The organism is Kordiimonas sp. UBA4487, assembly GCF_002389025.1.
Taxonomy (GTDB): Bacteria; Pseudomonadota; Alphaproteobacteria; order Sphingomonadales; family Kordiimonadaceae; genus Kordiimonas; species Kordiimonas lacus.
Genome location: NZ_DGNR01000004.1, coordinates 98348 through 120526, shown reverse-complemented (window position 1 = coordinate 120526; position 22179 = coordinate 98348). Strand labels below are relative to the sequence as shown.

20 protein-coding genes are annotated in these 22179 nt (G+C 57.5%); 8 read left to right on the top strand and 12 right to left on the bottom strand.

Annotated features, from left to right (window positions below; genetic code table 11):
* Positions 1-25: 25 nt before the first annotated feature.
* The 4 genes from rfbA to rfbC are packed head-to-tail and all read right to left on the bottom strand — an operon-like array spanning position 26 to position 3488.
* Positions 26-907, bottom strand: a complete 882-nt coding sequence (rfbA, locus tag B3Z17_RS04285) for a glucose-1-phosphate thymidylyltransferase RfbA (RefSeq protein ID WP_068303650.1) — start codon at positions 905-907, stop codon at positions 26-28.
* Positions 908-960: 53 nt separating this feature from the next.
* Entirely contained in the window at positions 961-1860 is a 900-nt protein-coding gene (rfbD, locus tag B3Z17_RS04280; RefSeq protein WP_286828688.1) for a dTDP-4-dehydrorhamnose reductase, read from the bottom strand.
* Entirely contained in the window at positions 1857-2906 is a 1050-nt protein-coding gene (gene rfbB / locus B3Z17_RS04275) for a dTDP-glucose 4,6-dehydratase (protein ID WP_286828687.1), read from the bottom strand. Before rfbB ends, rfbD begins: the two co-directional genes overlap by 4 nt.
* 12 nt (positions 2907-2918) lie before the next feature.
* On the bottom strand, positions 2919-3488 hold the full coding sequence (rfbC, locus tag B3Z17_RS04270; protein WP_286828686.1) for a dTDP-4-dehydrorhamnose 3,5-epimerase: 570 nt from the start codon (positions 3486-3488) through the stop codon (positions 2919-2921).
* Positions 3489-3604: 116 nt separating this feature from the next.
* Here rfbC and B3Z17_RS04265 point away from each other — a divergent pair, with 116 nt between their 5' ends.
* Genes B3Z17_RS04265 through B3Z17_RS04255 form a run of 3 tightly spaced genes read left to right on the top strand, consistent with a single transcriptional unit; the run spans position 3605 to position 7243 of the window.
* Entirely contained in the window at positions 3605-4771 is a 1167-nt protein-coding gene (locus B3Z17_RS04265) for a glycosyltransferase (RefSeq protein ID WP_286828685.1), read from the top strand.
* Positions 4768-5760, top strand: coding sequence for a hypothetical protein (locus tag B3Z17_RS04260; RefSeq protein WP_286828684.1), 993 nt, complete (start codon positions 4768-4770; stop codon positions 5758-5760). Before B3Z17_RS04265 ends, B3Z17_RS04260 begins: the two co-directional genes overlap by 4 nt.
* A gap of 49 nt (positions 5761-5809) precedes the next feature.
* A complete protein-coding gene (locus B3Z17_RS04255) occupies positions 5810-7243 on the top strand; it encodes a mannose-1-phosphate guanylyltransferase/mannose-6-phosphate isomerase (protein WP_286828683.1) in 1434 nt (477 codons plus the stop codon).
* A 51-nt stretch (positions 7244-7294) separates the two neighbouring features.
* Here B3Z17_RS04255 and galU read toward each other — a convergent pair whose 3' ends face one another.
* From galU to B3Z17_RS04240, 3 genes are all read right to left on the bottom strand, one after another.
* Positions 7295-8164, bottom strand: coding sequence for a UTP--glucose-1-phosphate uridylyltransferase GalU (gene galU / locus B3Z17_RS04250; RefSeq protein ID WP_286828682.1), 870 nt, complete (start codon positions 8162-8164; stop codon positions 7295-7297).
* 12 nt (positions 8165-8176) lie between these two features.
* Entirely contained in the window at positions 8177-9451 is a 1275-nt protein-coding gene (locus B3Z17_RS04245) for a hypothetical protein (RefSeq protein WP_286828681.1), read from the bottom strand.
* Between the two features lie 215 nt (positions 9452-9666).
* Positions 9667-10275, bottom strand: a complete 609-nt coding sequence (locus B3Z17_RS04240; RefSeq protein ID WP_068303627.1) for a 2OG-Fe(II) oxygenase — start codon at positions 10273-10275, stop codon at positions 9667-9669.
* A 335-nt stretch (positions 10276-10610) separates the two neighbouring features.
* Here B3Z17_RS04240 and B3Z17_RS04235 point away from each other — a divergent pair, with 335 nt between their 5' ends.
* Positions 10611-11036 carry a hypothetical protein gene (locus B3Z17_RS04235; protein WP_068303619.1) on the top strand — a complete coding sequence of 142 codons (426 nt, stop codon included), beginning with the start codon at positions 10611-10613 and terminating at the stop codon, positions 11034-11036.
* Between the two features lie 141 nt (positions 11037-11177).
* Here the strand turns inward: B3Z17_RS04235 and B3Z17_RS04230 are convergent, their stop codons facing one another.
* From B3Z17_RS04230 to B3Z17_RS04215, 4 genes are all read right to left on the bottom strand, one after another.
* Positions 11178-11600 carry a VOC family protein gene (locus B3Z17_RS04230; RefSeq protein WP_286828680.1) on the bottom strand — a complete coding sequence of 141 codons (423 nt, stop codon included), beginning with the start codon at positions 11598-11600 and terminating at the stop codon, positions 11178-11180.
* Complete coding sequence (gene glmS / locus B3Z17_RS04225; RefSeq protein ID WP_286828679.1) at positions 11600-13417, bottom strand: glutamine--fructose-6-phosphate transaminase (isomerizing); 1818 nt, start codon at positions 13415-13417, stop codon at positions 11600-11602. The genes B3Z17_RS04230 and glmS overlap by 1 nt, the downstream gene beginning before the upstream one ends.
* A 4-nt stretch (positions 13418-13421) precedes the next feature.
* Entirely contained in the window at positions 13422-14789 is a 1368-nt protein-coding gene (gene glmU / locus B3Z17_RS04220) for a bifunctional UDP-N-acetylglucosamine diphosphorylase/glucosamine-1-phosphate N-acetyltransferase GlmU (RefSeq protein ID WP_286828678.1), read from the bottom strand.
* 111 nt (positions 14790-14900) lie between these two features.
* On the bottom strand, positions 14901-15926 hold the full coding sequence (locus B3Z17_RS04215) for a phytanoyl-CoA dioxygenase family protein (protein ID WP_286828677.1): 1026 nt from the start codon (positions 15924-15926) through the stop codon (positions 14901-14903).
* A 309-nt stretch (positions 15927-16235) separates the two neighbouring features.
* Here B3Z17_RS04215 and B3Z17_RS04210 point away from each other — a divergent pair, with 309 nt between their 5' ends.
* From B3Z17_RS04210 to B3Z17_RS04200, 3 genes are all read left to right on the top strand, one after another.
* Entirely contained in the window at positions 16236-17348 is a 1113-nt protein-coding gene (locus B3Z17_RS04210; protein WP_139167691.1) for a sensor histidine kinase, read from the top strand.
* Between the two features lie 148 nt (positions 17349-17496).
* Positions 17497-18015 (top strand): hypothetical protein, encoded by a 519-nt coding sequence (locus tag B3Z17_RS04205; RefSeq protein ID WP_286828676.1) that lies wholly within the window; start codon positions 17497-17499, stop codon positions 18013-18015.
* Positions 18012-19523, top strand: a complete 1512-nt coding sequence (locus B3Z17_RS04200) for a ParA family protein (protein WP_286828675.1) — start codon at positions 18012-18014, stop codon at positions 19521-19523. The genes B3Z17_RS04205 and B3Z17_RS04200 overlap by 4 nt, the downstream gene beginning before the upstream one ends.
* Here the strand turns inward: B3Z17_RS04200 and B3Z17_RS04195 are convergent.
* Complete coding sequence (locus B3Z17_RS04195) at positions 19520-20416, bottom strand: LysR family transcriptional regulator (RefSeq protein WP_286828674.1); 897 nt, start codon at positions 20414-20416, stop codon at positions 19520-19522. The genes B3Z17_RS04200 and B3Z17_RS04195 overlap by 4 nt on opposite strands.
* Positions 20417-20596: 180 nt before the next feature.
* Here B3Z17_RS04195 and B3Z17_RS04190 point away from each other — a divergent pair, with 180 nt between their 5' ends.
* Positions 20597-22102, top strand: a complete 1506-nt coding sequence (locus B3Z17_RS04190; RefSeq protein ID WP_068303518.1) for a CoA-acylating methylmalonate-semialdehyde dehydrogenase — start codon at positions 20597-20599, stop codon at positions 22100-22102.
* Positions 22103-22179: the final 77 nt, after the last annotated feature.

The following is a 22179-nucleotide window of genomic DNA, read 5'->3' as shown; positions in this document are numbered from 1 at the left end:
CGCCAGTGGTATCGTGCGGTCAGGCCTACAGATAGCCGTCAGCACCAAACTTCAAGATGCCCTTCAGGTAGGTGCCGTAGCTATTCTTGTAGCCAGCGGCGACTTCCTCAAGCTGGGCGTCGGTGATAAAGCCGCCCCGCCAGGCCACCTCTTCGGGGCAGGCGATTTTGAGGCCCTGACGGGCTTCAATGGTCTGCACGAAATGGCTGGCCTGAAGCAAGCTGTCCACCGTGCCGGTATCAAGCCAGGCTGTACCGCGCTGCAGCTTGATCACATTCAGGTCGCCGCGCTGCAGATACACGTCATTGACACTGGTGATCTCCAGCTCGCCGCGGGCGGAAGGCTTGATCGATTTTGCAATATCCACCACATCTTTATCGTAAAAGTAGAGGCCGGTAACCGCAAGGTTGCTTTTTGGGTTTTCCGGCTTTTCTTCAATCGACAGCGCCCGGCCGTCCTTGCTCATTTCCACAACGCCGAAAGCTTCGGGGTTGCCCACTGGATAGGCAAAGACATACGCGCCATTTTCAACGCGCCCGGCTTGTTTCAGGTAGGTCGAGAAACCGGCGGCATAATAGATGTTGTCGCCCAGCGCCAATGCGGATGGCTGTCCACCCACGAACTGTTCGCCGATCAGGAAGGCTTGTGCCAGCCCGCCCGGATCAGGTTGTTCGGCATAATGAAGCTCAATGCCCCACTGCGATCCGTCACCCAACAGGCTTTGATAAAGGGGAAGGTGTTCAGGGCTTGAGATGATCAGGATTTCCCGTATGCCTGCCAGCATCAGTGTCGTCAGCGGATAATAGATCATTGGCTTGTCGTAAACCGGCAGCAGCTGCTTGCTGATGGCTTTGGTGATCGGATAGAGCCTTGTGCCCAAGCCACCCGCCAGAATGATACCCTTCATGGTTTCCCCCGTTTAATAAACTCGTTACCCCGTCTGGGGTGTTTCGCCAGAGCCTAGCTCAGTTCCCCGGCTTCGGAAAGCCTGTTCACGCAACTAAGCATGCTCTGCTCCCACGACGGCAGGTGCACGTCAAACGTCTCGCCCAGCTTGCTACAGTCCAGGCGCGAATTGGCTGGCCTTTTGGCCGGTGTTGGATACTGGTCTGTCGTCAGCGCATTCACCTTTGGGCGCTTGAGGCCGTATGCGGTACCCGCCTCAAAGATCGCCTCGGCAAAGCCGTGCCAGCTGACATCGCCGGTTCCCGCCAGGTGGTAGACACCGGCATAATCGGGTTTCCAGCCACCGGCATCAATACGCGCCAGTACCGCGAGAAGCGCGTCGGCGATATCAGGCGCGTAGGTGGGGTTTCCAACCTGGTCCGCCACCACACCCAGCTCATCGCGGGTTTTGGCCAGCCACAGCATGGTCTTCAGGAAGTTTTTGCCAAACGGGCTATAGACCCACGCAGTGCGGAAGACCATGGCGTTCGGGTTGGCAGCCATCACGGCCTCTTCGCCCTTCAACTTCGACCGGCCGTAGGCGCCTGTGGGGCCTGTAGGGTCGTCCTCCACATAGGGGGCTTCTTTCCCGCCAGCAAAGACATAGTCGGTGGAGATATGCAGGAAAGGGACATCAAGGTCAGCTGCGATGGCCGCGAGCGCTGCGGCACCATCTGCATTGATGGCAGTGGCCAGGGCTTCTTCCTCTTCCGCTTTGTCGACAGCGGTGTAAGCTGCTGCATTGATGATGGCGGTAGGGCCATAAGCCTCAATCGCTGCCCGCATCCCGTCAGTGTCTGTCAGGTCAAACTCTGGCCGCCCGGCACAGATAAGGTCAATGCCTTGGCGTACTGCCGCTTCCTTGAGCGAGAGCGCCACCTGTCCAGACGATCCGGCAACGAAAATTCGCATCATTTGCCTTTCAGCACGCCCTTGCGTTCGCCAGCGTGCTCGCGAAGTGGCGCCCACCACCATTCGTTATCCAGATACCATTCAATGGTTTTCTTGATGCCGCTTTCGAAGTTTTCTTCCGCTTTCCAACCCAGTTCATCCTCAAGCTTGGTGGCGTCGATGGCATAACGAACATCATGGCCCGGGCGGTCGGTCACGAAGGTGATCTGGTCGCGGTAGGGCGTATTCTTGGGGCGCAGCTCCTCAAGGATGGTGCAGATGCGCTTGACAACCTCAAGGTTGGTGCGCTCGTTTCTGCCGCCCACGTTATATTTTTCGCCCAATCGGCCTGTGGTCATGATGGTGAACAGGGCCTTGGCGTGATCATCCACATAGAGCCAGTCGCGCACGTTGGAGCCGTCGCCGTATACAGGCAGAGGCTTGCCGTCCAGCGCATTCAGGATCATCAGTGGGATCAATTTCTCGGGCAGGTGATAGGGCCCATAGTTATTCGAGCAGTTGGAGATCACCACTGGCAGGCCGTATGTCTCGAACCAGGCATTCGCCAGATGGTCGGCTGATGCCTTCGACGCCGAATAGGGCGAGGAAGGGTCATAAGGCGTGGTTTCTTCAAACAGGCCGTCAGCGCCCAGCGAGCCATAGACTTCATCGGTGGAGACATGCAGGAAGCGGAAGGCTTTTTTGCCCGCGTCATCGAGCGAATTGAAGTGGTCGCGTGCGGCCTCCAGCATCTGAAATGTGCCAACGATATTGGTCTGGATAAAGTCAGCCGCCCCGGTGATGGAGCGGTCCACATGGCTTTCTGCCGCCAGGTGCATCACCGCGTCCGGCTTGTGGCGCTTAAACACATCATCCAATGCAGCGCGGTCGCAGATGTCGACCTTCTCGAAGTGATAGTTGGGGCTGTCCTCAATTTCCTTCAGCGTCGACAGGTTGCCGGCGTACGTCAGCTTGTCCACATTGATTGCGGTGTGCCCCAGTTCGCCCACCAGATAGCGGCAAACCGCCGAACCGATAAAACCCGCGCCGCCTGTTACCAAAACTTTCATGGAATTGCTGCCTTATGCTTTGTCGTCATATGTGAAGGGCGATTCGAAATCATGGAACGCCTGCAGGCCTGCGTCCTTGCCCGAAAGGGTGGCGCTGTTGCGGTCAAACGGCCAGTCGATCCCGAGGTTCGGGTCATCAAAAGCAATGCCGCTGTCGCAATCAGGTGCGTAATAGTCGGTCACCTTATAGAGGAACTCTGTGTCCGGCTCCAGCGTGCAGAAGCCGTGAGCGAAACCTGCAGGTACCCAGAACTGAGTCCAGTTATCGGCGCTTAGTTCCACAGCCACATGTTGGCCATATGTGGGCGAGCCCTTGCGGATATCCACGGCCACATCCAAAACCCGGCCGCGGGTTACCCGCACCAGCTTGCCCTGAGCATGCGGTGGCGTCTGGAAATGCAGGCCGCGGATCACACCCGGATCGCGTGACAGAGAGTGGTTGTCCTGCACGAAGGTGACACCCGGCACGACTTCTTCAAAAGCGCGCGCGTTGAAGGTCTCCGAGAAAAAACCGCGGTCATCGCCAAACTGCTTCGGCGTAAAGGCATAAAGCCCCTTGATCGGGAATTCTTCAACTTTCATCGGGCCCCCTAAACACAGACTGCTAAAATAGATGTGGTATCAATATGGACGCCTTTATATTAAAAGGATAAGGCCTTGCAAAGGCAGAGTTTCGATAATCAGGAATTGCGGCATATATGCGCGGTATCAGGCAGCACGGATTGGGGCGATCTCTTTACGAGGAATGCACGGACGGCATGGATGCCCTTATGGCAGCAGGCTTCAGCGGAAGTGCTGGAAAACTGTTGGCTTTCTTCCCGCATGCCAGCCGTAATCCTTATCAGCGCATGCTCTATGCGCGCGGGTTTGATCATGGGTTTGCCTGTTTTCCCCTGAAAGCCATAGACGACGTGGAAGACCTGCCTGCAGATATGCAGCTGGTGCTGCACTATCATTGGCTGCACCGGGTGTTTGACACGTCAGGTAACAAGAACACTGCGAAAAAGGCGGCTGATCATTTCCTCGAGAAGCTGAAACGGCAGAAAGATGCTGGCCATAGCATCGTCTGGACGGCCCATAATATTCTGTCCCATGCCGCTCTGTTTCCTGAAGAAGAACAAGCGCTGCGTGCCGGAATGGCGAAGATCGCGGATGTGATTCACGTGATGAACCCAGAGACGCGCGGCTTGTGTCAGCAATATTACAGTATCGATGAAGCCAAGACCATTTCGGTGCCGCATCCGTCTTATCAGGGTGTTTATGGTGATTATATGTGTGCCCGTCAGGCGCGCTTTAACCTGAACCTGAACCCGGACGACAAGGTCTTCCTGCTGTTCGGGTCGCTCGGGCCTCACAAGGGCACGCGCCAGTTTCTGGCTGCGTTTGACAGGCTGCAGGCCCGGCTTGAAGGCAAGGGCAGGGTGCTGATTGCCGGCATCCCGGGCAAACCGGCATTTATGGAAGAAATCCTGGCGCTGACGTCGGGGCGCGCGGACATGCGTTTGTTCCAGACACATGTGGATGACCAGGCGGTGCAAACCTTCTTCAAGGCGGCAGACGTGGTGGTATGCCCATACCCGATTGGCCTGAACTCAGGCGTCATGGCGACAGCAGCCACGTTTGGCAAGCCCTCGGTGGTGCCGGATATGATGGCGCGGTCCCTGCCAGGGGCGGAAAATTGTGTGCTGCCGTTCGAGCCGGGAAACATGGATAGTTGCCATCAAGCGTGCCTGTCTGGCCTTGCATTGGCAAATGACGCCGGAGTGGTGACACGTCTGAACGACTGGGCATTGGCCAACAGCCCGACCCGCCTTTCGGATCGCTTTTTTTCGGCCCTTTCTGCCCGGCTAAGGGGAACGGCATGACAGCGCTTCAAGGGTATCGGGAGCTGGGACGGCGCGATTTTGCCGCGTCACGTTTTGCTGCCTTCGGCGTCGGAGGCCATCAAAGGGTTGTGCTGAAGAAGCGGCCAGTAAGGCGGGTGTTCGCGCTGCCGGTGCGGGGCGCGCGCTACCTGGATATCAGCTTCGTGACGGACGCCCGAGAAATGGCGCGGGGGGCAGTGGATGTCACCATCCGTTATCGTGGACTGCGTAAAGTTGCGCTCCGGCAGCCGGTGATTCACCGCCTGTTTGCAGACCCGGCCCCCAATGCCGGCGTACAACGGTTGTGGCTGGATCCGCCAAGAGGGGCCATGTTTGTTGAAATTTCCTTCGCTCGTGCAGTGAGGGGGCAGAAGGTTGCCCTTGATGGCCAGTTGAAGCTGGCGCGTGCGGATAGCCGACCAAATTTGGCTGATTTTGCCCAGGTGGTGGGCTCCCGCGATCTGACAGCCATGATCCTTCTGCTGGCGGACCTGATAGCCGAACAGGACCGGGTGCGGGCGCGTACGCTGCTCGCGCGCATGTGCTTCCTCAGCCATGACCCGAAATTCGCACAAGCCCTGTCGTCCCTGGACGATGCAGAACGCATTCTGGCCTTTGGCCCCAATGACACAGCACCTGCAGCCCCGCTGGGGCAGGGCATTTACAGGTATGTCCGGTCGCATCTGGATGCAAACCTGACGGCGTTGCCGCTTGGCAAGGCGCTCAGGCGTGAGGCGCGCTGCCTGGTACGTGATCTGCGTGCGGGCGACTATAGCACGCTGCACATTCCGGCGGGTGAGCATCAACTGGGGCGGCTATTGGCTGCAACAATGGTGAAACGTAGTACGCCGGGCCTGAAGATTGATATGGATTGGGAAGCCTTCAGCGGTGCGCCGCAACAGCTGGGGGATTGGCTAAGTTTCGATACTGGCGCAAGTTTCCTTGAAACCGAAGGCGGTCGGGCGGTACAATCCGGGTGTACGTCATAGTTTTTATTAAATGTATTAATTTCAAAGCGTTAAGAGATTTGGTGACTTCGTGAAAAAAATTAAACCTGTCATACTTTCCGGTGGTTCCGGGTCTCGCCTTTGGCCGCTTTCCAGGTCCAAATACCCAAAGCAGTTCCTGCCGCTATTGGGAAGCAAAAGCCTGTTTGCCCAAACACTTGAGCGTGTTGGTGTCGATTATGGCTTTGATATGCCACTTGTCGTGGCCAACGAACATCACCGTTTCATTGTCAACGAGCAGGCAGAAAAGGTAGGCATATCCATGCCCCAGATATTGCTGGAGCCGCTTGGGCGCAACACCGCGCCAGCGATTGCTGCAGCGACGCTGTTGGCCGCAAAGGATGACCCGGAAGCGCTTCTGCTGTTCCTGCCGTCTGATCATGTGATCATGGACGCACCGGGTTTCCACAAGGCGGTCAAGAAGGCGGCTGTAGCGGCTGCGGCAGGCCACCTGTGCTGCTTCGGTATGGCGCCCACGCGCGCAGAGACCGGCTATGGTTACATTGCTGCAGGCAGTCCGCTGGATGGCTGTGACGGCGCATTTCGCGTTGATGCCTTCAAGGAAAAGCCCGACGCAGCCACCGCGCAAGCCTATCTGGATGCCGGGACCTACAGCTGGAACAGCGGCATGTTCCTGTTCCGCGCCGATGTGATTCTTGATGAATTCCGGCGCCACCAGGCAGAGATGCTGGCGGCCACCGAAAAGGCGCTGGCTGGCGCACGTGAAGACCTGAACTTCCTGCGCATGGCTGAGGCGGACTTTGGGGCTGTACCCGCCGAATCCATCGACTATGCCATCATGGAGCCCACTGATAAGGCGGCTGTAGTGCCGGCTGAGTTTGGTTGGTCGGATGTTGGCAGCTTCACGGCCCTTGCAGATGTGCAGAAAGCCGATGCCTGCGGCAACGTGGCCCACGGTGATGTGATGCTCGAGGACACATCAGACAGTTTCATTCACCAGGGCGACGGCATGCTTGTGGCCACGCTGGGGGTAAAGGACCTGATTGTGGTCACCTCTGATGATGCAGTGCTGGTGGCTGATAAAAGCCGAGATCAGGACGTGAAAAAAATTGTCGACCGGCTGAAGGGTGCGGGCCGGGAAGAAGCACATTTCCATTCCGTCGTCTACAGGCCCTGGGGCAACTATAAGACGCTGGCGCTTGGTGACCGCTATCAGGTCAAGGAAATTGAAGTTTATCCCGGTAAGAGGTTAAGTCTGCAGAAACACCATCACCGGGCAGAGCACTGGGTGATTGTGGAGGGCTCGGCGGTCGTGACCCGCGACAAGGAAACCCATCTTCTGAGCGAAAACCAATCCATCTACCTGCCGCTTGGCGCCGTGCACCGGCTCGAGAACCCGGGCAAGATTCCGCTCAGGCTGATTGAAGTACAATCAGGCTCCTATCTGGGCGAGGACGATATCGTCCGGCTGGAGGATGATTTTCACCGCGAAGGCGAGAAATAGAATGAAAAGGAGCCGGCCCAAGGGTCGGCTCCAAACCTATTAGGGGTTGGCCTATTTGAATTCGCTGATCATCGCCTTGACGCCCGCGGCCATGTGCGGGTCTTCCGCCGCCATCGCGAGGTTCGCCTGAAGCCAGCCAAGCTTGCTGCCGCAGTCAAAACGGCGGCCATCAAACTCAAGCGCATGGAACGGCTGTGTGCCGATCAGCTTCGCCATGGCGTCTGTCAGCTGAATTTCGCCGCCCGCGCCAGCTTTGGTTTCGCTCAGGATATCCATCACCTGTGGCTGCAGGATATAGCGGCCTACAACAGCGGACGTGGAGGGTGCTTCAGCGGGATCCGGTTTTTCAACCAGGCCCTTGACCTCAATGCGCTTGCCTTTTTTGGTGCCAGGCGTGATCACACCGTATTTTGATGTGTCCTCGCGCGCGACATCCATGGTGGCAACCATGTTGCCGCCAAGCTCATCATAAGCCTCGACCATTTGTTTGAGCGCACCGGGCCTGCCTTTGATCAAGTCGTCGGGCAGGGCGACGGCAAACGGATCACTATTCACAAGGTGGCGGGCGCACCAGATGGCGTGCCCAAGCCCCAAGGGACGCATCTGCCGCACGTACACGATGCGACCTTCTTCAAGCAGCATGGAGCGCGCCACATCAAGCGCGCTGTCCTTGCCTTTTTCATGCAGGATGTTTTCAAGCTCATAGGCGTGATCGAAATGGTCTTCCATCACCTGCTTGTTGCGGCCGGTCACGAGGATGATTTCCTCAATCCCGGCTTCAACGGCTTCCTCAACCGCATACTGGATCAGCGGCTTGTCGAGGACCGGCAGCATTTCCTTTGGAATTGCCTTTGTCGCCGGCAGGAAGCGGGTGCCAAGCCCCGCAACTGGAAGAACGATCTTCTTGATCGGCCTGTGCATGAAAGTCCCCCGTTATTCAGGCAACTCCGATAGATATTGCCTGGTCAAAATCTTGCCTTCTTCAACGGCAGGCTGATCGAAGGCATTTACGCCCATCAGGTGCGCCGTTACGACCGTTTCAAGCATGAAGGAAACGAAAAGGCCACCCAAATTTTCTTCAGAAAGAGAATCGATCACGATTTCCCTGACCGTCCGGCCTTTTTTCCTGAGCGTTTCCTGCGTCGCACGCGATTGGCAGGTAACCGTGTCACCGATGGTGCGGTCTGCCATATAATCGAGGCCATAAGCCTTTGCTTCTGCCGCATCGATGCGCGGGCCTTTGCCGAAGCTCGGGATGGTGATGAAGGTACAGAATTTGTCGTTCGGGCCGTCCAGGAACAGCTGTAGCTGGCTGTGCTGGTCCACAGGGCCCACGGCGCGGATCGGTGTGGTGCCAAGGCCTTCCTTGCCCAGGCTTTCCGCCCACAGCTGACCATGCCAGCGGGTGAAGGCACGCAGGCTTTCCGCATAAGGCATTACTAGGACCTGGGTGACGCCTTTTTCCTGCTCCAGCGTATGCGTGAGCGCGGCGCCTACGACAGCTGTTGCGGTAGCTGGGTCTGATTTGAACTGGTCACATACGGCTTCAGCGCCCTTGCGGAAGGCTTCAACCGAAAGGCCAGAGACGGCCACGGGCAGCATGCCAACGTTGGTGAGCACACTGAAGCGCCCGCCGACATCCGTCGGGTGATCGAGGATCGGGGAGCCCAGCTTTTCGCCGTAGGTGCGCAGAGGGCGCTCACCCGGCTCAGTGATGAAAGTGAAATGGTCGCCCAGATTGTCACTGTGGTCGCCAGCCTCAAGCCACGCGCGGCACGCCAGAAGCTGCGCCAGCGTTTCAGCCGTGGTGCCGGATTTGGAAATGGCCAGCACGTGGGTGCGGGCGGTGTTCAGTTCCTTGAACAGCAAGTCCATCTCGAACGGGCACAGGCTATCGGGCGTATGGATGCGCACAGGGCCCTTGTTGAAGCGGGCGAGGGCGATGGCTGCCTGAGCGCCCAGGCTGGAGCCTCCGGTCCCGAGCACGATCAGGTCGTCGCAGGACGCCTTGATGCGGGCCGCTGCGGCTTCAATCGGGCCGGCGTCAGGACCGTTGTGGGCCTGGCGGGCGAACGGCAGCAGGCCGTCAGCCGCAAGTGCCTTTGCATAATCCACTGCGCTGTCGAGATTTTTCTGGAATGCCGCGGTGATGCCCAGGGCATCCAGCTGGCTGTTGAGGCTTTCATTTCCAAACGAATAACTGAACATGACTTTTCCAACTCTTTGATTCTGACCAATGCTTCCAATAAATGACAACGTTGCCATTTAGACCAAGGAGTGCCGGAGAATCAAGCTTTTCCTGATGTTTGTCGTAATCTGGCACCCAAAATGACAGCGCTGACAATTTTCGCAAGTGGTTTTGCAGTATTACAGACGCAATTATTTCGTTCTCGTTGCAGCAGCTTTTCTTTTTGGCGTGCGCATCAGTCTCGGCGCTTTTCCGCCCGAAACCACAAGTTGAAGGCCCATTTCTCGCCTTCTTCCACCGGGCAGCCCGCGTGCAGCGACATTGGATGGCGCACGGTGGTGCCGGCGTTGCAGTTGTGAAAAACCAGCAGCTTGCCCTTTTCCGGCGGTACCGTGATTTTAAGTTTCGGAAATTCGGTCGCGCCGCCTTTTTTGACGTTGCTCAGATATCCCAGCACAGTAATGATACGCTGGCCGCCGCCCTCCCAATTCCGTTTGCCTGCCTCCGTATCCGGGTCGAATGCGTCAAAATGCGGGCGGTATTCCTCGCCCACCCCGTAGCGGATCACCTGGAAATGCTCAGCATGATTGAGGGGCATGCCTACAAGCCCGGCAACCCGCTCTGCAATCCGCCGACACGCAATATCTGCTGTGTGGTCCACCCAGCAGACATCATTGGTACGCCCCTGTGACAGGACACCCTCTGCGCCGCCGGAGACCTTGGCGCGCTCCATGGTTTTGGTTTTGGCGCGTGCAATCAGGTGCGAGCACTCGGCATCGCTTACGAAATCTGCAATCGTGTAGACGCGCGGGTCCAGATGAAGGTCAATGATGGCGCGTTTCATAACTAAAGTCCGTTTGCCTATGCCTGGTCGTGTTTTTTTTGGCCCCAGACACAGAAAATCCTGTGCGGTACCATCAGCTTGGCTTCACCATACGTCTGCTCAAGCATGGCTGCCAGTTCCAATTTAAAAGTGTTTTGCTTCTCGCAAGCAAGCGACACCTTTTCTGGCTGCCACTTTCCCCCCTTCGTTCAGGTAAGAAGTTTATATCACGTCTAATTCAGCTGCCTTTTCATTTTTTTCCATTGTGTCGCCCCGTCACTCTTTACTACAAGTAGATATGTATAACGCGTCGGTTGGCTATAGACCGGGCGAAAGAATATTCAGGGAGGGCGTAAATGGCACAGTTGAAGGCAGGCATCTTGGGAGCCTTTCTAATTCTTGGTGTTGGTGCTTGCGGCACGGCAACGAATGCAATGGATGACGGTGTGCCCAAAGTGGCAGAAGACATGTCGCTGCCAAGTGGCGAGATGATTGGTGACATCGTGATGCCAGCGGGCTCCGCGATGGACGCCAAGGAATCCATTATCCTGGGCAATGGTGCAAACGCATACGGCAAGATCATTGCCGAAGTGCGCGCCAAGCAGGTCAAGGTGATGCAATTCTACAAAGAGAACATGCCAAGCCAGGGCTGGGGCCTGATCAGTGAAATCCAGGACGATGATATCATCCTGACTTTCCAGAAGCCCACACGCGTGGCTGTTATCCAGATCGAACGCGGCCGGTCGACAGACCTGACCATTACGGTTACACCGCGCAACTGATTGGCAGAACAAAAGAATTAAAAGGGGCAGGGCAGGACATCAGTTCCTTTCCTGCCTTTTTCTTTGCGGCTTCAGAAAGATTCGTCAGCTTGGGGCTGGGCACCCGGTCGTGCGGTCGGAGAAGTAGCCCCAAGCGTCATTTCAAATGCGTTTTGACGGTACCCAGCAATAGCCGTCAGGGTCCATGATGTAGCATTCCCTGAGGCCGTGTGGCCGGTCGAGGCTTTCGCGCAGGATGGTATAGCCCTGTTCTTCGGCTCTCGCTTCAGCCTCGTCCGGGTCAACGTCAAACAGGCGCAGCTCCACACCGCCACCGCGTATGCCGTTCTCCGCAATCAGGGAGGGCAGCGGATGCTCGGCATAGGTTGGGTCAGCATGCAGCTGAAACAGTTGGTTACCGTGTTTCAGCAGCGCGAAATCCTGATCCACCCGGATCAACTTAAAGCCCATCACGTCGGTCAGGAAATCCACCCCGGCCCGTGTGCGGCGCACCAGCAGGTTGACGCCAAAGCCGGATAGAGCGTGGCCTACCTGCGGGCCGGTGGCGTCCTTGAGGTCCGTCATTATTCCACCGTAACGGACTTGGCGAGGTTGCGTGGCTGGTCCACGTCCGTGCCTTTTTCTACGGCGGCATAATAAGCCAGTAGCTGCACCGGAATGGCATAAAGGATCGGTGTGACCAGTTCGCCCGCGGACGGCATCTCAAGTCGCGCAAACATGCCTTCAGCTTCGCTTTCCGCATTGTCGGACAGCAGGATCACCTTGCCCTGTCGCGCCATGATTTCCTGCAGGTTCGACACTGTCTTGTCGATCAGCTCATCATTCGGCGCGATACCGATCACCGGCACATTTTCGTCAATCAGCGCGATCGGGCCATGCTTCAGCTCGCCCGCCGCATAGCCTTCGGCGTGGATATAGCTGATTTCCTTCAGCTTCAGTGCACCTTCCATGGCGATAGGGAAATGGATGCCTCGGCCCACGAACAATACATCGCGGGCAGGAGCAATCGCGCGGGCGATTTCCTGTATCGCGTCGTCATGCGCCAGCACACGCGCCATCAGCTTTGGTGCGGATTCCAGTTCCTCAACGAAGGCGGCTTCCTGCGCAGCGTCGATCTGGCCTTTTGCGGCAGCAAGGTCAACCGCAAGCGCTGCCAGAACGCTGAGTTGGCAGGTGAAGGCTTTGGTGCTGGCCACGCCGATTTCGGCGCCCGCATGGATCGGCAGAACCACGTCCGCTTCCCGCGCCATGGTCGACCCCATCACATTGACGATGGTTGCCACGCGCTGGCCGGCTGCCTTGGCGTGCCGCATGGCCGCCAGCGTGTCTGCCGTTTCGCCCGACTGGGATATGAAGATGGCCAGGCCGCCGTCCATATAAACCGGCTCGCGGTAGCGGAACTCGCTGGCGATATCCACTTCAACCGGCACGCGGGCGAGCTTTTCGATCCAGTAGCGCGCCACAAGGGCCGCATAATAACTGGTGCCGCAGGCCACGAGGGTCACTTTCGGGACAGTTGCCAGCTCAAAAGGCATCTCTGGCAGGCGCACTTTGCCAGCCACCGGGTCCAGATAGCGCCCCAGCGCCTGCGCCACCACGGTTGGCTGCTCGAAAATCTCTTTCTGCATGAAGTGGCGGTGGTTGCCCTTGTCCACCATGGTAGCTGCCACTTGGCTGATGGTGGTCGGGCGGTCAACCGGTGTGCCGTCAGCATCAAACACCTGCACGCTTGTGTGGGTCAGTTCCGCCCAGTCCCCTTCCTCAAGGTAAATCAGCTTGCTCGACAGGCTGGCGAGCGCCATGGCGTCAGAGCCAAGATAATTTTCGCCGTCGCCGAAGCCTACCACCAGGGGGCTGCCTTCGCGGGCGCCGAACATCAGGTCGTCTTCGCCTTTGATCAACACACATAAAGCGAAAGCGCCGACAAGGCGGCTGAGGGTTTTCTGGAAAGCGGCGCGGGGGGGCATGCCTTCATCCAGGTAGGCCGTCAGCAGGCGGGCCACAACCTCGGTGTCAGTCTCACCTTCAAACGTCACGCCTTTGGTCAGCAGCTCTTCCTTGAGCGGGCGGAAGTTCTCAATAATGCCGTTGTGGACAATCGCCACACGGCCGGTCATGTGCGGGTGCGCATTGGCTTCGGTGGGTTCGCCGTGTGTGGCCCAGCGTGTGTGGCCAATGCCGTTGTTGCCTGAAAGCGGATGGGCGTCGATGACGGCCCGAAGTTCACTCAGCTTCCCGGGCGCGCGGCGGCGGTCCAGCGTGCCGCCCTCAACGGTGGCGATGCCCGCACTGTCATAGCCGCGGTACTCAAGCCGGGCCAGACTTTCAAGAATGCGTGGGACAGCGGGGGTGGCCCCCAAAATTCCAACAATGCCACACATAATCTCAGGATCCCTTCTTGTTCTTGCTTGCCGCTTTCTTGGCGGCCTGTTCTTCGCGGAACCTGGCGGCAAAGCCCGCCTTGCCCATCTGTTTGCCACGGCCCACAGCCAGGGCATCGGCGTCTACGTCTTTGGTGATCACGCTGCCTGCGCCCACCATGGCGCCGTCGCCGATGCTTACAGGTGCCACCAGTGCGGTGTTGGAGCCAATGAACGCCCCCGCGCCAATGGTGGTCTGGAACTTCAGGAAGCCATCATAATTGCAGGTGATGGTGCCTGCGCCAATATTGGCGTCTGCGCCGATCGTCGCATCGCCGATATAGCTCAGGTGGCTCACTTTCACGCCCTTGTCCAGCGTGGCTTTCTTGACTTCCACAAAGTTGCCGATCTTGGCGCCTTCGCCGATGTCGGCAGCGGGGCGGAGGCGCGCGAACGGTCCAACGGTTGCGCCTTTGCGTACGGTCGCGCCTTCAAGGTGGCTGTATGCCTTGATTGTGACACCGTCTTCAACCGTCACACCGGGGCCAAAGAACACGCCGGGTTCAACGGTCACATCCTGGCCGAGAACGGTATCAAAGCTGAAGTAGGTGGTTTCTGGGTCGATCAGGGTAACGCCTGCATCCATGGCTTGCTCGCGTTTGGCGTCCTGGAAGCAGACTTCGGCCAGCGCCAGGTCAGCTCGGCTGTTGACGCCCAGCACGTCTTCTTCGTCCGCCTCGACCACTGCGATGGTGCGGCCCGCCTTGCGCGCCACGGCCACAAGGTCTGTCAGATAATATTCACCCGCAGCATTCTTGTTCGACAATTGGTCCAGCCAGCCAAACAGGGCGCTGCCGTCAATCAGCATCATGCCGCTATTACAAAGCGTGATGGCACGTTCTTCCTCGCTGGCGTCCTTATATTCGACGATACGCTCCAGCGTGCCGCCGTCATCCAGCACCAAGCGGCCATAGCGGCCCGCGTCAGCAGGGGTGAACCCCAGCACAACAAGGCCTGCGTTGGCGTCGCGTGTACGGGCCTCGATCATGGCAGTCATCACATCCATCGGGACAAAAGGCACGTCGCCATACAGCACCAGTACGTCACCAGAGTGGCCTTCAAGTGCCTCGCGTGCGACCATCACCGCGTGGCCGGTGCCTTGTTGTTCCACTTGCGTAACGATCTCGCAGCCTTCCACAGCGGCTTCAACTTGCTCGCGCCCGGCGCCCACCACCAGGATTTTCCGGCTGGGCTCCAGTTCATCCACCGTTGCAAGCAAATGATGCAGCATGGGGCGCCCACCCACCGGATGCAGCACCTTGTGCAGATCCGACTTCATGCGGGTTCCTTTACCTGCGGCCAGAACAAGGACAGCTAGGTCTTTATGTGGCATAGAAAAACATCCCCCTGATGCCCGTTTGCGTGAAGCATAACGGCAGATACCTGATTTCTAAACAGAATTCAGGCCTTTTTTTGAAACTTGTATGTTCAACTGTGGCGGGTCTTAGTCCAGCATGTCCTGAGCGTCAATCAAGTGCCAGCTGGCACGGCTGTTTTTGGCTTCGGCGACCTTGTCTTTGTGGTGCCAGAAGCGGTGCAGGATGGCGTGCTCGATCCGCAAGCGCGCCTTCAGCCCCAGGCCGGGTAGGATAGAGAACGGGCTGTGGCGGCTGTAGGCCCATAGTTCAATCCGGCTGGCGCCATCCTTGGCCTGGCCACGACCGTGGAATCCGTTGGTGTTGGCGATCACCAGCGTGCCTGCCTTGGCGGTCAGCCCTTCAGGTGCGGGCAAGCCCATGGCTTCCAGGTCTTCGGGACCTGCCCGAAAAGAGCCTTTTTCGGAATAACCGTCCGCGATGTGTGCAGCCACGCGGGACCGCTGGTATTCCCATTTGAATCGTTTCCACGTCAGCCGGTTTGACCCGCGCACATAGGTGAAAGGCCCGTCTTCGGTCTTTACATCCTCCAGGAACAGCCAGGCCTTCATGGTGGGGTGGAAGGTATCTGAATGCATGGTCTTCTGTGGGTCGGCCTTGCCGCTACGGAAGCCGTTCCTGATGCGCTGAACATAGAGGATCGGGCGGATCGCCGTGGCGCCGCCATACGCCAGCAGGTCCAGAAAGCGCTTGTTCCCGGAAACAGCGGCAAGGACAGGGCGGCCATTGAGTGCGTCATCATCCAGCAAAATGCGCTGGGTGGCAGTGTTGCCCTGGGTCATTTGCCGTACTTCGCCGCTGTAGCCCTTGATTTCAGCCCGGAGTGCGTCAAGCGTGTCCGCGTCCAGGAAATCCGGCACTACGCAGAAGCCGTCGCGCTGGAACGCGCGGCGCAGGTCGCGCGGCATCTTGTGAGCCAGCATCAGCCAGCGCAGGTGGGCAGCCACGCGCGCCAGCAACACCCGCAGCATATGAAGGCCAAGTGTATTCAGAATCCGCGATCCAATCACTGGGTTCGCCTTGAACGACTTGCCTTGGGTTGCAAGCGCAAGCACCCAGACAGGCCACATGTGTATTTTAAAGGCGCGCCGCATGTGTTTCCCCCAACTGCCTTTTGCCGGATTGCCCGCTATCTTTATCGCCTTGGGCCCGCCTAATCAATTGAAAGCATGCCCGCAAGTGCTGTCGCCCTTTGGTAACATTGGGATGGAATATTGTGGCCTGGCAGGAAAGGGGCTTGAAGGTAATAGTTGCCGAACGCACCCCGGCGATCTATTAACAGATAGAAGGCCTTATTGGCTTTTCGAGATGGTGTCCCGGAATAGGCAGGTTGCCGATGGCAGCCTGGACTGTGGGGCGAAACAGTGCCCGAGAGGGCTATTCCTTGCCGTTGGGGGGCATGAGTGGGAATAGTGCACGCTGATCTTCTGATTTTCCTGGGCATCACCATGGTGCCCCTGATGTTGCTTGCCAAAGTCAGGCGGCTCAAGGGCCTTGACCGTGGCCTGAAGATGATCCTGCTTGGTTCTTCCATCCTCAGTATTGCAGCGCTTGTCGATTACCTTGAGGAAACCACTCTCAAGCCGCTCATGGATGCCATGGCCGGCAAGGATACCTGGAACCTGATGGTTGCGGCCTTTGGCTATGTGCCGGGAATCTTCCTGATGGCGCTTGGCCTGTCGCGCTGGTTCAAGATTTCCCTGCTGTGGGAAGAAGAGGTGCGGCGCCGCAAGAAGGCGGAAGCCGATCTGCTGCAGCGCACACAGGAATTGCAGCGTGCCGTTGAAGATGCAGAGCGCGCCAATCGCGCCAAGACCGAATTCCTGGCCAAGATGAGCCACGAGCTCAGAACGCCGCTGAATGCCATCATCGGATTTTCCGAAGTGATGAACCTCCAGATTTTTGGACGACTGGGGGAAGAGCGCTACCAGGAATACAGCCACTTGATTAACCGCAGCGGCAAGCTTCTCCTTGATATCATCAGCGATATCCTTGACCTGGCCAAGGTGGAGGCAGGCAAGCTTGAACTGGACGAGGAAGAATTCTGCCTCGGCGAACTGGTGGATGAATGCCTGCCGATTGTCGAGTTCAATGCCCGGGAAAAAGGCCTGCAGCTAATTCCCGAAGTAGCCCGAGAACTTCACATCTGGGCGGACCGACGGATCGTCAAGCAGATGATGCTGAACCTTTTGTCGAACGCTATCAAGTTCACACCCGCAGGCGGCACCATTACTGCCGGCTGCATTGTTTTGCCTGACAACAGCTACGCCATTATCGTGAATGATACCGGCGAAGGTATGAGCCAGGAAGAAATCTCCACAGCGCTGGAGCCTTTCGGTCAGATTGAAAGCGTGTTGACGCGGTCCCACGAAGGCACGGGCCTTGGCTTGTCGCTTGTGCGTACCTTCATCCAATTGCATGGCGGTGATATTTTCATCGAAAGCCAGAAGGGCGTTGGCACCAATATCTGCCTGAAGTTCCCGAAAGACCGGATGGTTACCAAAGCCGCAGAATAACCGTCAGGGGTTTTCGCGATGCGCCTGGTTCTGGGGGCTGGCTGGACAGGCTACTATTCCTGGTTTATAAGTGATCTCCGGGGGTTGTGCTGGGGTCGCGCGATGTGGACCGGTAGCGTCTGCTACGGTCTGTTTGCGCTGTGGGGGCTTGATGGCAGGCAACGATTCAAATCCACCAAATAATCAACCCTTGTTTCAGGCAGAAGGGGCAGGGATTGCCGTGCCCGCTGGGGGGCCCGATCCCAACCAAGATGGCTTCTGGAAGCATATCGCCACATTGATGGCGGAAATTATCCGAGATCCATATCTGTTTCTTGCCGGAGCCGTCGCGTTGATAGCGTTTGTCAGCATCACCGCAATATCGGTGTCGTTGGGTGACAATATCGAAGGCAACCATGTCGTGATGCTCTTCGTTTCCATTCTGGCCTTTGTTCTGATGATTGTGATGATGCATATGCGCGCTAGCGGCACAATTGCAGTGATGCGCAGTAAAACCGATGAGCATAGCGTCAATAATTTCGTGGCAGCGGCTGAAGAAGACCAGCGCCAACGCCTACGGCGCGCAAATGCTGCTCAGCAGGCGCAGGCGCCTGGCGGGGGTCAAGCCGACGCAGGCCACGTGGATCCAGACCAGGCGGGGGAAGGCCAAGAGGGGGGCGCTGCATGAGCGAAGAAGCCAATAGCCCGGGCCAGCAAAAGGACAACGCGCAGAAAGCACCGCTGATTGTTTCTGTGGCCAGCGGCAAGGGGGGCGTTGGGAAAACCCGGATATCGTTGGGGCTGGCGTGTGATTTCGCGAGAAGCTTCAAAACATTGATTGTTGACCTTGATTTTTTCAATCGGGGCATGACCGGTTTGTTGCCGAAAGGGCGACATGTCCGTTGGATTGATGGCCCTGCATTCATGGCCGAAGAAGGGGTGCCCGAACAGTGGCAACTGGTTCAGGCACAGGAGGATGCCACCGAAGCAGAGAATATCTACTTCCTGCGATATCCCGATCTCACTGAAACGCAAACGATGGCTTTTGTGTCAAACTCCATTGCAACGTTGGAGGAAAGCCTCAGCAACATGTTTGGTACGTTGGCCAAGGAATTCGGCATTGAAGTGATTGTGCTTGATTGCCATGGCGGGCCTGACAATACGTCCTTTGCAGCCAACGGGCTCGCAAACTTTTCCATTCTGGTAACGGATACAGACAAGGCCTCGCTCCATGGCACTTTCAATTTTGTCCGGCAGTTGGAATATGTTGAAGGAAAGCCGCCGCAGCGCACGCACATTGTGTTCAACAGAATCCCGGAAGACAGTAACTTCAGGGTGCTGGAGACCATGCACGATAGATATTTCAGGCCGCGACTGGGTAACCAGTCTAAGCTGCTGGCAGCGTTTCCTGCTGACCGCCAGGTCGCGCGGGCATCCGATAAAGCCTCCCTGTTTCCGTTGCTTATCCCGAATTCCCTCTGGGCGCGGAAGATACGCACCCTGATCTTTGACCTGTTGGCGGGAACAGAGTTTGAGGGTTACGCAGAGCGGTTAAACCTGCGCAACATTCCTATTGTGTCAGAGTTTCGCCGCCAGGCCATGTATAATGTGCCTTGGTTCCTTCAGCCGGAACGCGTGCTGAAGCTGGCATCCATATTTGCTGTGGTGATGATGTTCCTGATACTTGGCATTCAGTTCGCTCAGCAAACCTGGCCAGACGAATCTCGTGAAACCCTGGCGATACTGGATGAGACACTGGTGTTCAGCACTATTTGGGGGGTGCCGCTTGGGCTGACCTCATGGCTGATTTCATCTTTGTGGATATCCGGTACGATCAACACCAAAGCAAAAATCACCAGTGCGTCGCGTCGAGGCAAATATCTTGTTGTTACCTACAACATGATAAAGATATTCATGATCTGGATTGTGCCTGCCATCGGGCTTGGTGTTTTCATACTGTTTCTTGACGAACTCTCGCAAAATGGGATGGATGAGTTCGAGTTTCTTTATGGTGTTACCTTTAGCGGTGTTCTGGCGCTTTCCTATGTCGGGTATCTTCTAAAAGGGCTCTATGAAATTTTAAGAACCCACCTCGAACGTTTCCCTGCCAGAGAGCGTGTGCTCACTTTAGTGGCTGTCTCAATCTATATGCTCTATGCAGTGATTGGCATCGGTATCATTACATCCATCGACTAGCGCGCCCCCAATAGGGTGCGTCTTTCTGATGCAATCAGCGTGGTCAAAAACGTGCAGACCCGGTCCATGTGCGCCTCGGGCCGGAGGTCATCATGCACCACCAGCCAGAGGTCCCTCAACACCGAAATCTCGCTTGGCAGCACCGGCGTCAGGCCCTTGATGCGGTCGGCCAGATAGCAGGGCAGCAGCGCGATGCCGAGGCCTGCTTCGGCGGCGTTTGCCTGCCCGGTCACGCTTGTGGTACGGAAAATCACATGCGGGTCACTGATGGCCTTATCCAGCATCTGCAGTTCAGGCAGGGGCAGCAGGTCGTCCACATACCAGATGAAATGGTGGTGCTTCAGGTCCGGCAGGCTGACGATGGGCGGATGCTGCTGCAAATAACTGGGCGCTGCATAGAGGCGCAGGCGGTAAACCCCCGCCTTTTCGCTGACAATCCGGCCGTGGCTGGGGCGCGCAAGCGTGATGGCGGCGTCGGCCTCACGGCGGGATAAGTTCAGGGACCGGGTTTCGGCCACCAACTCGAGCGTGATGCCGGGATTACGTTGGCGGAAACCCATGCAGTGGCGCACCAGAAACTGGCTGCCGAAGGCTTCGGGGGTCGACAGCCGCACGGTGCCCTGCGGCCCACTGGCCACGGGGGCGACCTCATCCATCAGCGCAAGTGAACTGGCCTCCATCTTTTCTGCATAAGCCATCAGGCGGCGGCCATCTGAATTCAGTTTGTAGGCGCGGTTCTCCCGGTCGAACAGCTCGACGCCCAGCTCTTTCTCAAGCGCGGCAATGCGCCTTGAGACCGTCGTGTGGTCCACGCCCAGCCTGAGCGCGGCAGCGGCCAGCTTGCCGCGGCGCGCCAGCTCCAGGAAGTAACGCATGTCGTTCCAGTCGAACATTTTGAAGCACCTTTATGTCTTGTGCATATTTGCACAAACTATAATGCAAAACTTCTCAGTGACGTGCAATATTGCATATTGTAGGGTGCGAGCGATTTTGGGGCGGAGTCGCGGCCCACGACCTATGAATGTCCGATTTCCCGGACGGCGGCCGCGTGTATCATTTTTGGAGACTTACGCATGTATGAGCGTCATCATTTTATTGGCGGCAAGGACGTAGAAGGCACGTCCGGCCGGTTTGGTCCAATTTTCAATCCTTCGACGGGTGAGCAGGCGGGCAAGGTTTCGCTGGCTGCCAAATCCCAGGTTGAGGATGCCATCGCCGCGGCGGACGCCGCCTTCCCGGCGTGGGCTGCCACGTCTGTTGTGAAGCGTGCCCGCGTGCTGCAGAACCTGGTGCACATCCTGTACCGCGAAAAAGATGCGCTGGCTGAAGCGCTTTCGTCTGAGCACGGCAAGGTTTTTTCTGACGCGCAGGGCGATGTGCAGCGTGGTCTTGAGGTTGCCGAGTTCGCGCAAGGTATCCCGCACCTGATCAAGGGCGAGTTCTCCGACAACGTCTCGACCGGCATTGACATGTACTCCATGCGCAAGCCTTTGGGCGTTGTTGCGGGAATCACGCCGTTCAACTTCCCGGCCATGATCCCACTGTGGATGAGCTGTGTGGCCATCGCGTGTGGCAACACCTATGTGCTGAAGCCATCTGAAAAAGACCCGACTGTGCCGCTGATGCTTGCGAAATGTTGGGCCGAAGCCGGCCTGCCGGACGGTGTGTTCAACGTGGTGAACGGCGACAAGGAAGCCGTGGACACGGTGTGCACCGACCCACGCGTGAAGGCCGTGTCATTCGTTGGTTCCACGCCGATCGCACAGTATGTATACGCAACCGCCACGGCGCACGGCAAACGCTGCCAGGCCATGGGTGGTGCGAAAAACCACATGCTGATCATGCCTGATGCTGATCTGGACCAAGTGGCTGATGCGCTGATCGGCGCAGCTTATGGTTCTGCGGGCGAGCGCTGCATGGCGATTTCCGTTGCGGTTCCTGTTGGCAAGCCAACGGCTGACAAGCTCGTTGAAATGCTGAAGCCACGCGTTGAAGCGCTGAAGATCGGCCACTCCATGGATATGGAAGCTGAAATGGGCCCGCTGGTGACAGCGGACCATCTGGCGAAAGTGCGGGGTTACCTGGACCTGGCAGAGCAGGAAGGCGCGACTGCTGTGGTCGACGGCCGGAACTTCGAATACAAGATGCAGGGCTTCGAGAACGGCTATTATCTTGGTGGTTCCTTGTTCGACAACGTCAAGCCTGAGATGCGCACCTACAAGGAAGAGATCTTCGGCCCAACACTGCAGATCATGCGCACGGAAAGCTTCGACGAGGCCGCAAACCTGCCGTCCATCCACGAATATGGTAACGGGACAAGCATCTACACCCGTGACGGCGATACGGCGCGCGAGTATGTGAACCGCGTTGAAGTGGGCATGGTTGGCGTGAACGTGCCGATCCCTGTGCCGCTGGCATTCCACACCTTCGGTGGCTGGAAAAACTCCGCCTTCGGCGACATCAACCAGCACGGCATGGAAGGGGTGCGCTTCTATACCAAAACCAAGACAGTGACCTCTCGTTGGCCAACGGGCATTCGGTCTGGCGCGGAATTTGTAATTCCCACGCTGAACAGCTAAATTACAGGGGCCCGGAAGCAGAGCGTTTTCCGGGCCCGTCTGTTTTGGGGGTGGACGTTAAAAGTTCTAAGTAAATC

What these genes read in the sequence shown, in the direction of transcription:
- rfbA (WP_068303650.1), bottom strand. Translation starts at nt 907, where the DNA reads ATGAAGGGTATCATTCTGGCGGGTGGCTTGGGCACAAGGCTCTATCCG.
- rfbD (WP_286828688.1), bottom strand. Translation starts at nt 1,860, where the DNA reads ATGATGCGAATTTTCGTTGCCGGATCGTCTGGACAGGTGGCGCTCTCG.
- rfbB (WP_286828687.1), bottom strand. Translation starts at nt 2,906, where the DNA reads ATGAAAGTTTTGGTAACAGGCGGCGCGGGTTTTATCGGTTCGGCGGTT.
- rfbC (WP_286828686.1), bottom strand. Translation starts at nt 3,488, where the DNA reads ATGAAAGTTGAAGAATTCCCGATCAAGGGGCTTTATGCCTTTACGCCG.
- B3Z17_RS04265 (WP_286828685.1), top strand. Translation starts at nt 3,605, where the DNA reads ATGCGCGGTATCAGGCAGCACGGATTGGGGCGATCTCTTTACGAGGAA.
- B3Z17_RS04260 (WP_286828684.1), top strand. Translation starts at nt 4,768, where the DNA reads ATGACAGCGCTTCAAGGGTATCGGGAGCTGGGACGGCGCGATTTTGCC.
- galU (WP_286828682.1), bottom strand. Translation starts at nt 8,164, where the DNA reads ATGCACAGGCCGATCAAGAAGATCGTTCTTCCAGTTGCGGGGCTTGGC.
- B3Z17_RS04245 (WP_286828681.1), bottom strand. Translation starts at nt 9,451, where the DNA reads ATGTTCAGTTATTCGTTTGGAAATGAAAGCCTCAACAGCCAGCTGGAT.
- B3Z17_RS04240 (WP_068303627.1), bottom strand. Translation starts at nt 10,275, where the DNA reads ATGAAACGCGCCATCATTGACCTTCATCTGGACCCGCGCGTCTACACG.
- B3Z17_RS04235 (WP_068303619.1), top strand. Translation starts at nt 10,611, where the DNA reads ATGGCACAGTTGAAGGCAGGCATCTTGGGAGCCTTTCTAATTCTTGGT.
- B3Z17_RS04230 (WP_286828680.1), bottom strand. Translation starts at nt 11,600, where the DNA reads ATGACGGACCTCAAGGACGCCACCGGCCCGCAGGTAGGCCACGCTCTA.
- glmS (WP_286828679.1), bottom strand. Translation starts at nt 13,417, where the DNA reads ATGTGTGGCATTGTTGGAATTTTGGGGGCCACCCCCGCTGTCCCACGC.
- glmU (WP_286828678.1), bottom strand. Translation starts at nt 14,789, where the DNA reads ATGCCACATAAAGACCTAGCTGTCCTTGTTCTGGCCGCAGGTAAAGGA.
- B3Z17_RS04215 (WP_286828677.1), bottom strand. Translation starts at nt 15,926, where the DNA reads ATGCGGCGCGCCTTTAAAATACACATGTGGCCTGTCTGGGTGCTTGCG.
- B3Z17_RS04200 (WP_286828675.1), top strand. Translation starts at nt 18,012, where the DNA reads ATGAGCGAAGAAGCCAATAGCCCGGGCCAGCAAAAGGACAACGCGCAG.
- B3Z17_RS04195 (WP_286828674.1), bottom strand. Translation starts at nt 20,416, where the DNA reads ATGTTCGACTGGAACGACATGCGTTACTTCCTGGAGCTGGCGCGCCGC.
- B3Z17_RS04190 (WP_068303518.1), top strand. Translation starts at nt 20,597, where the DNA reads ATGTATGAGCGTCATCATTTTATTGGCGGCAAGGACGTAGAAGGCACG.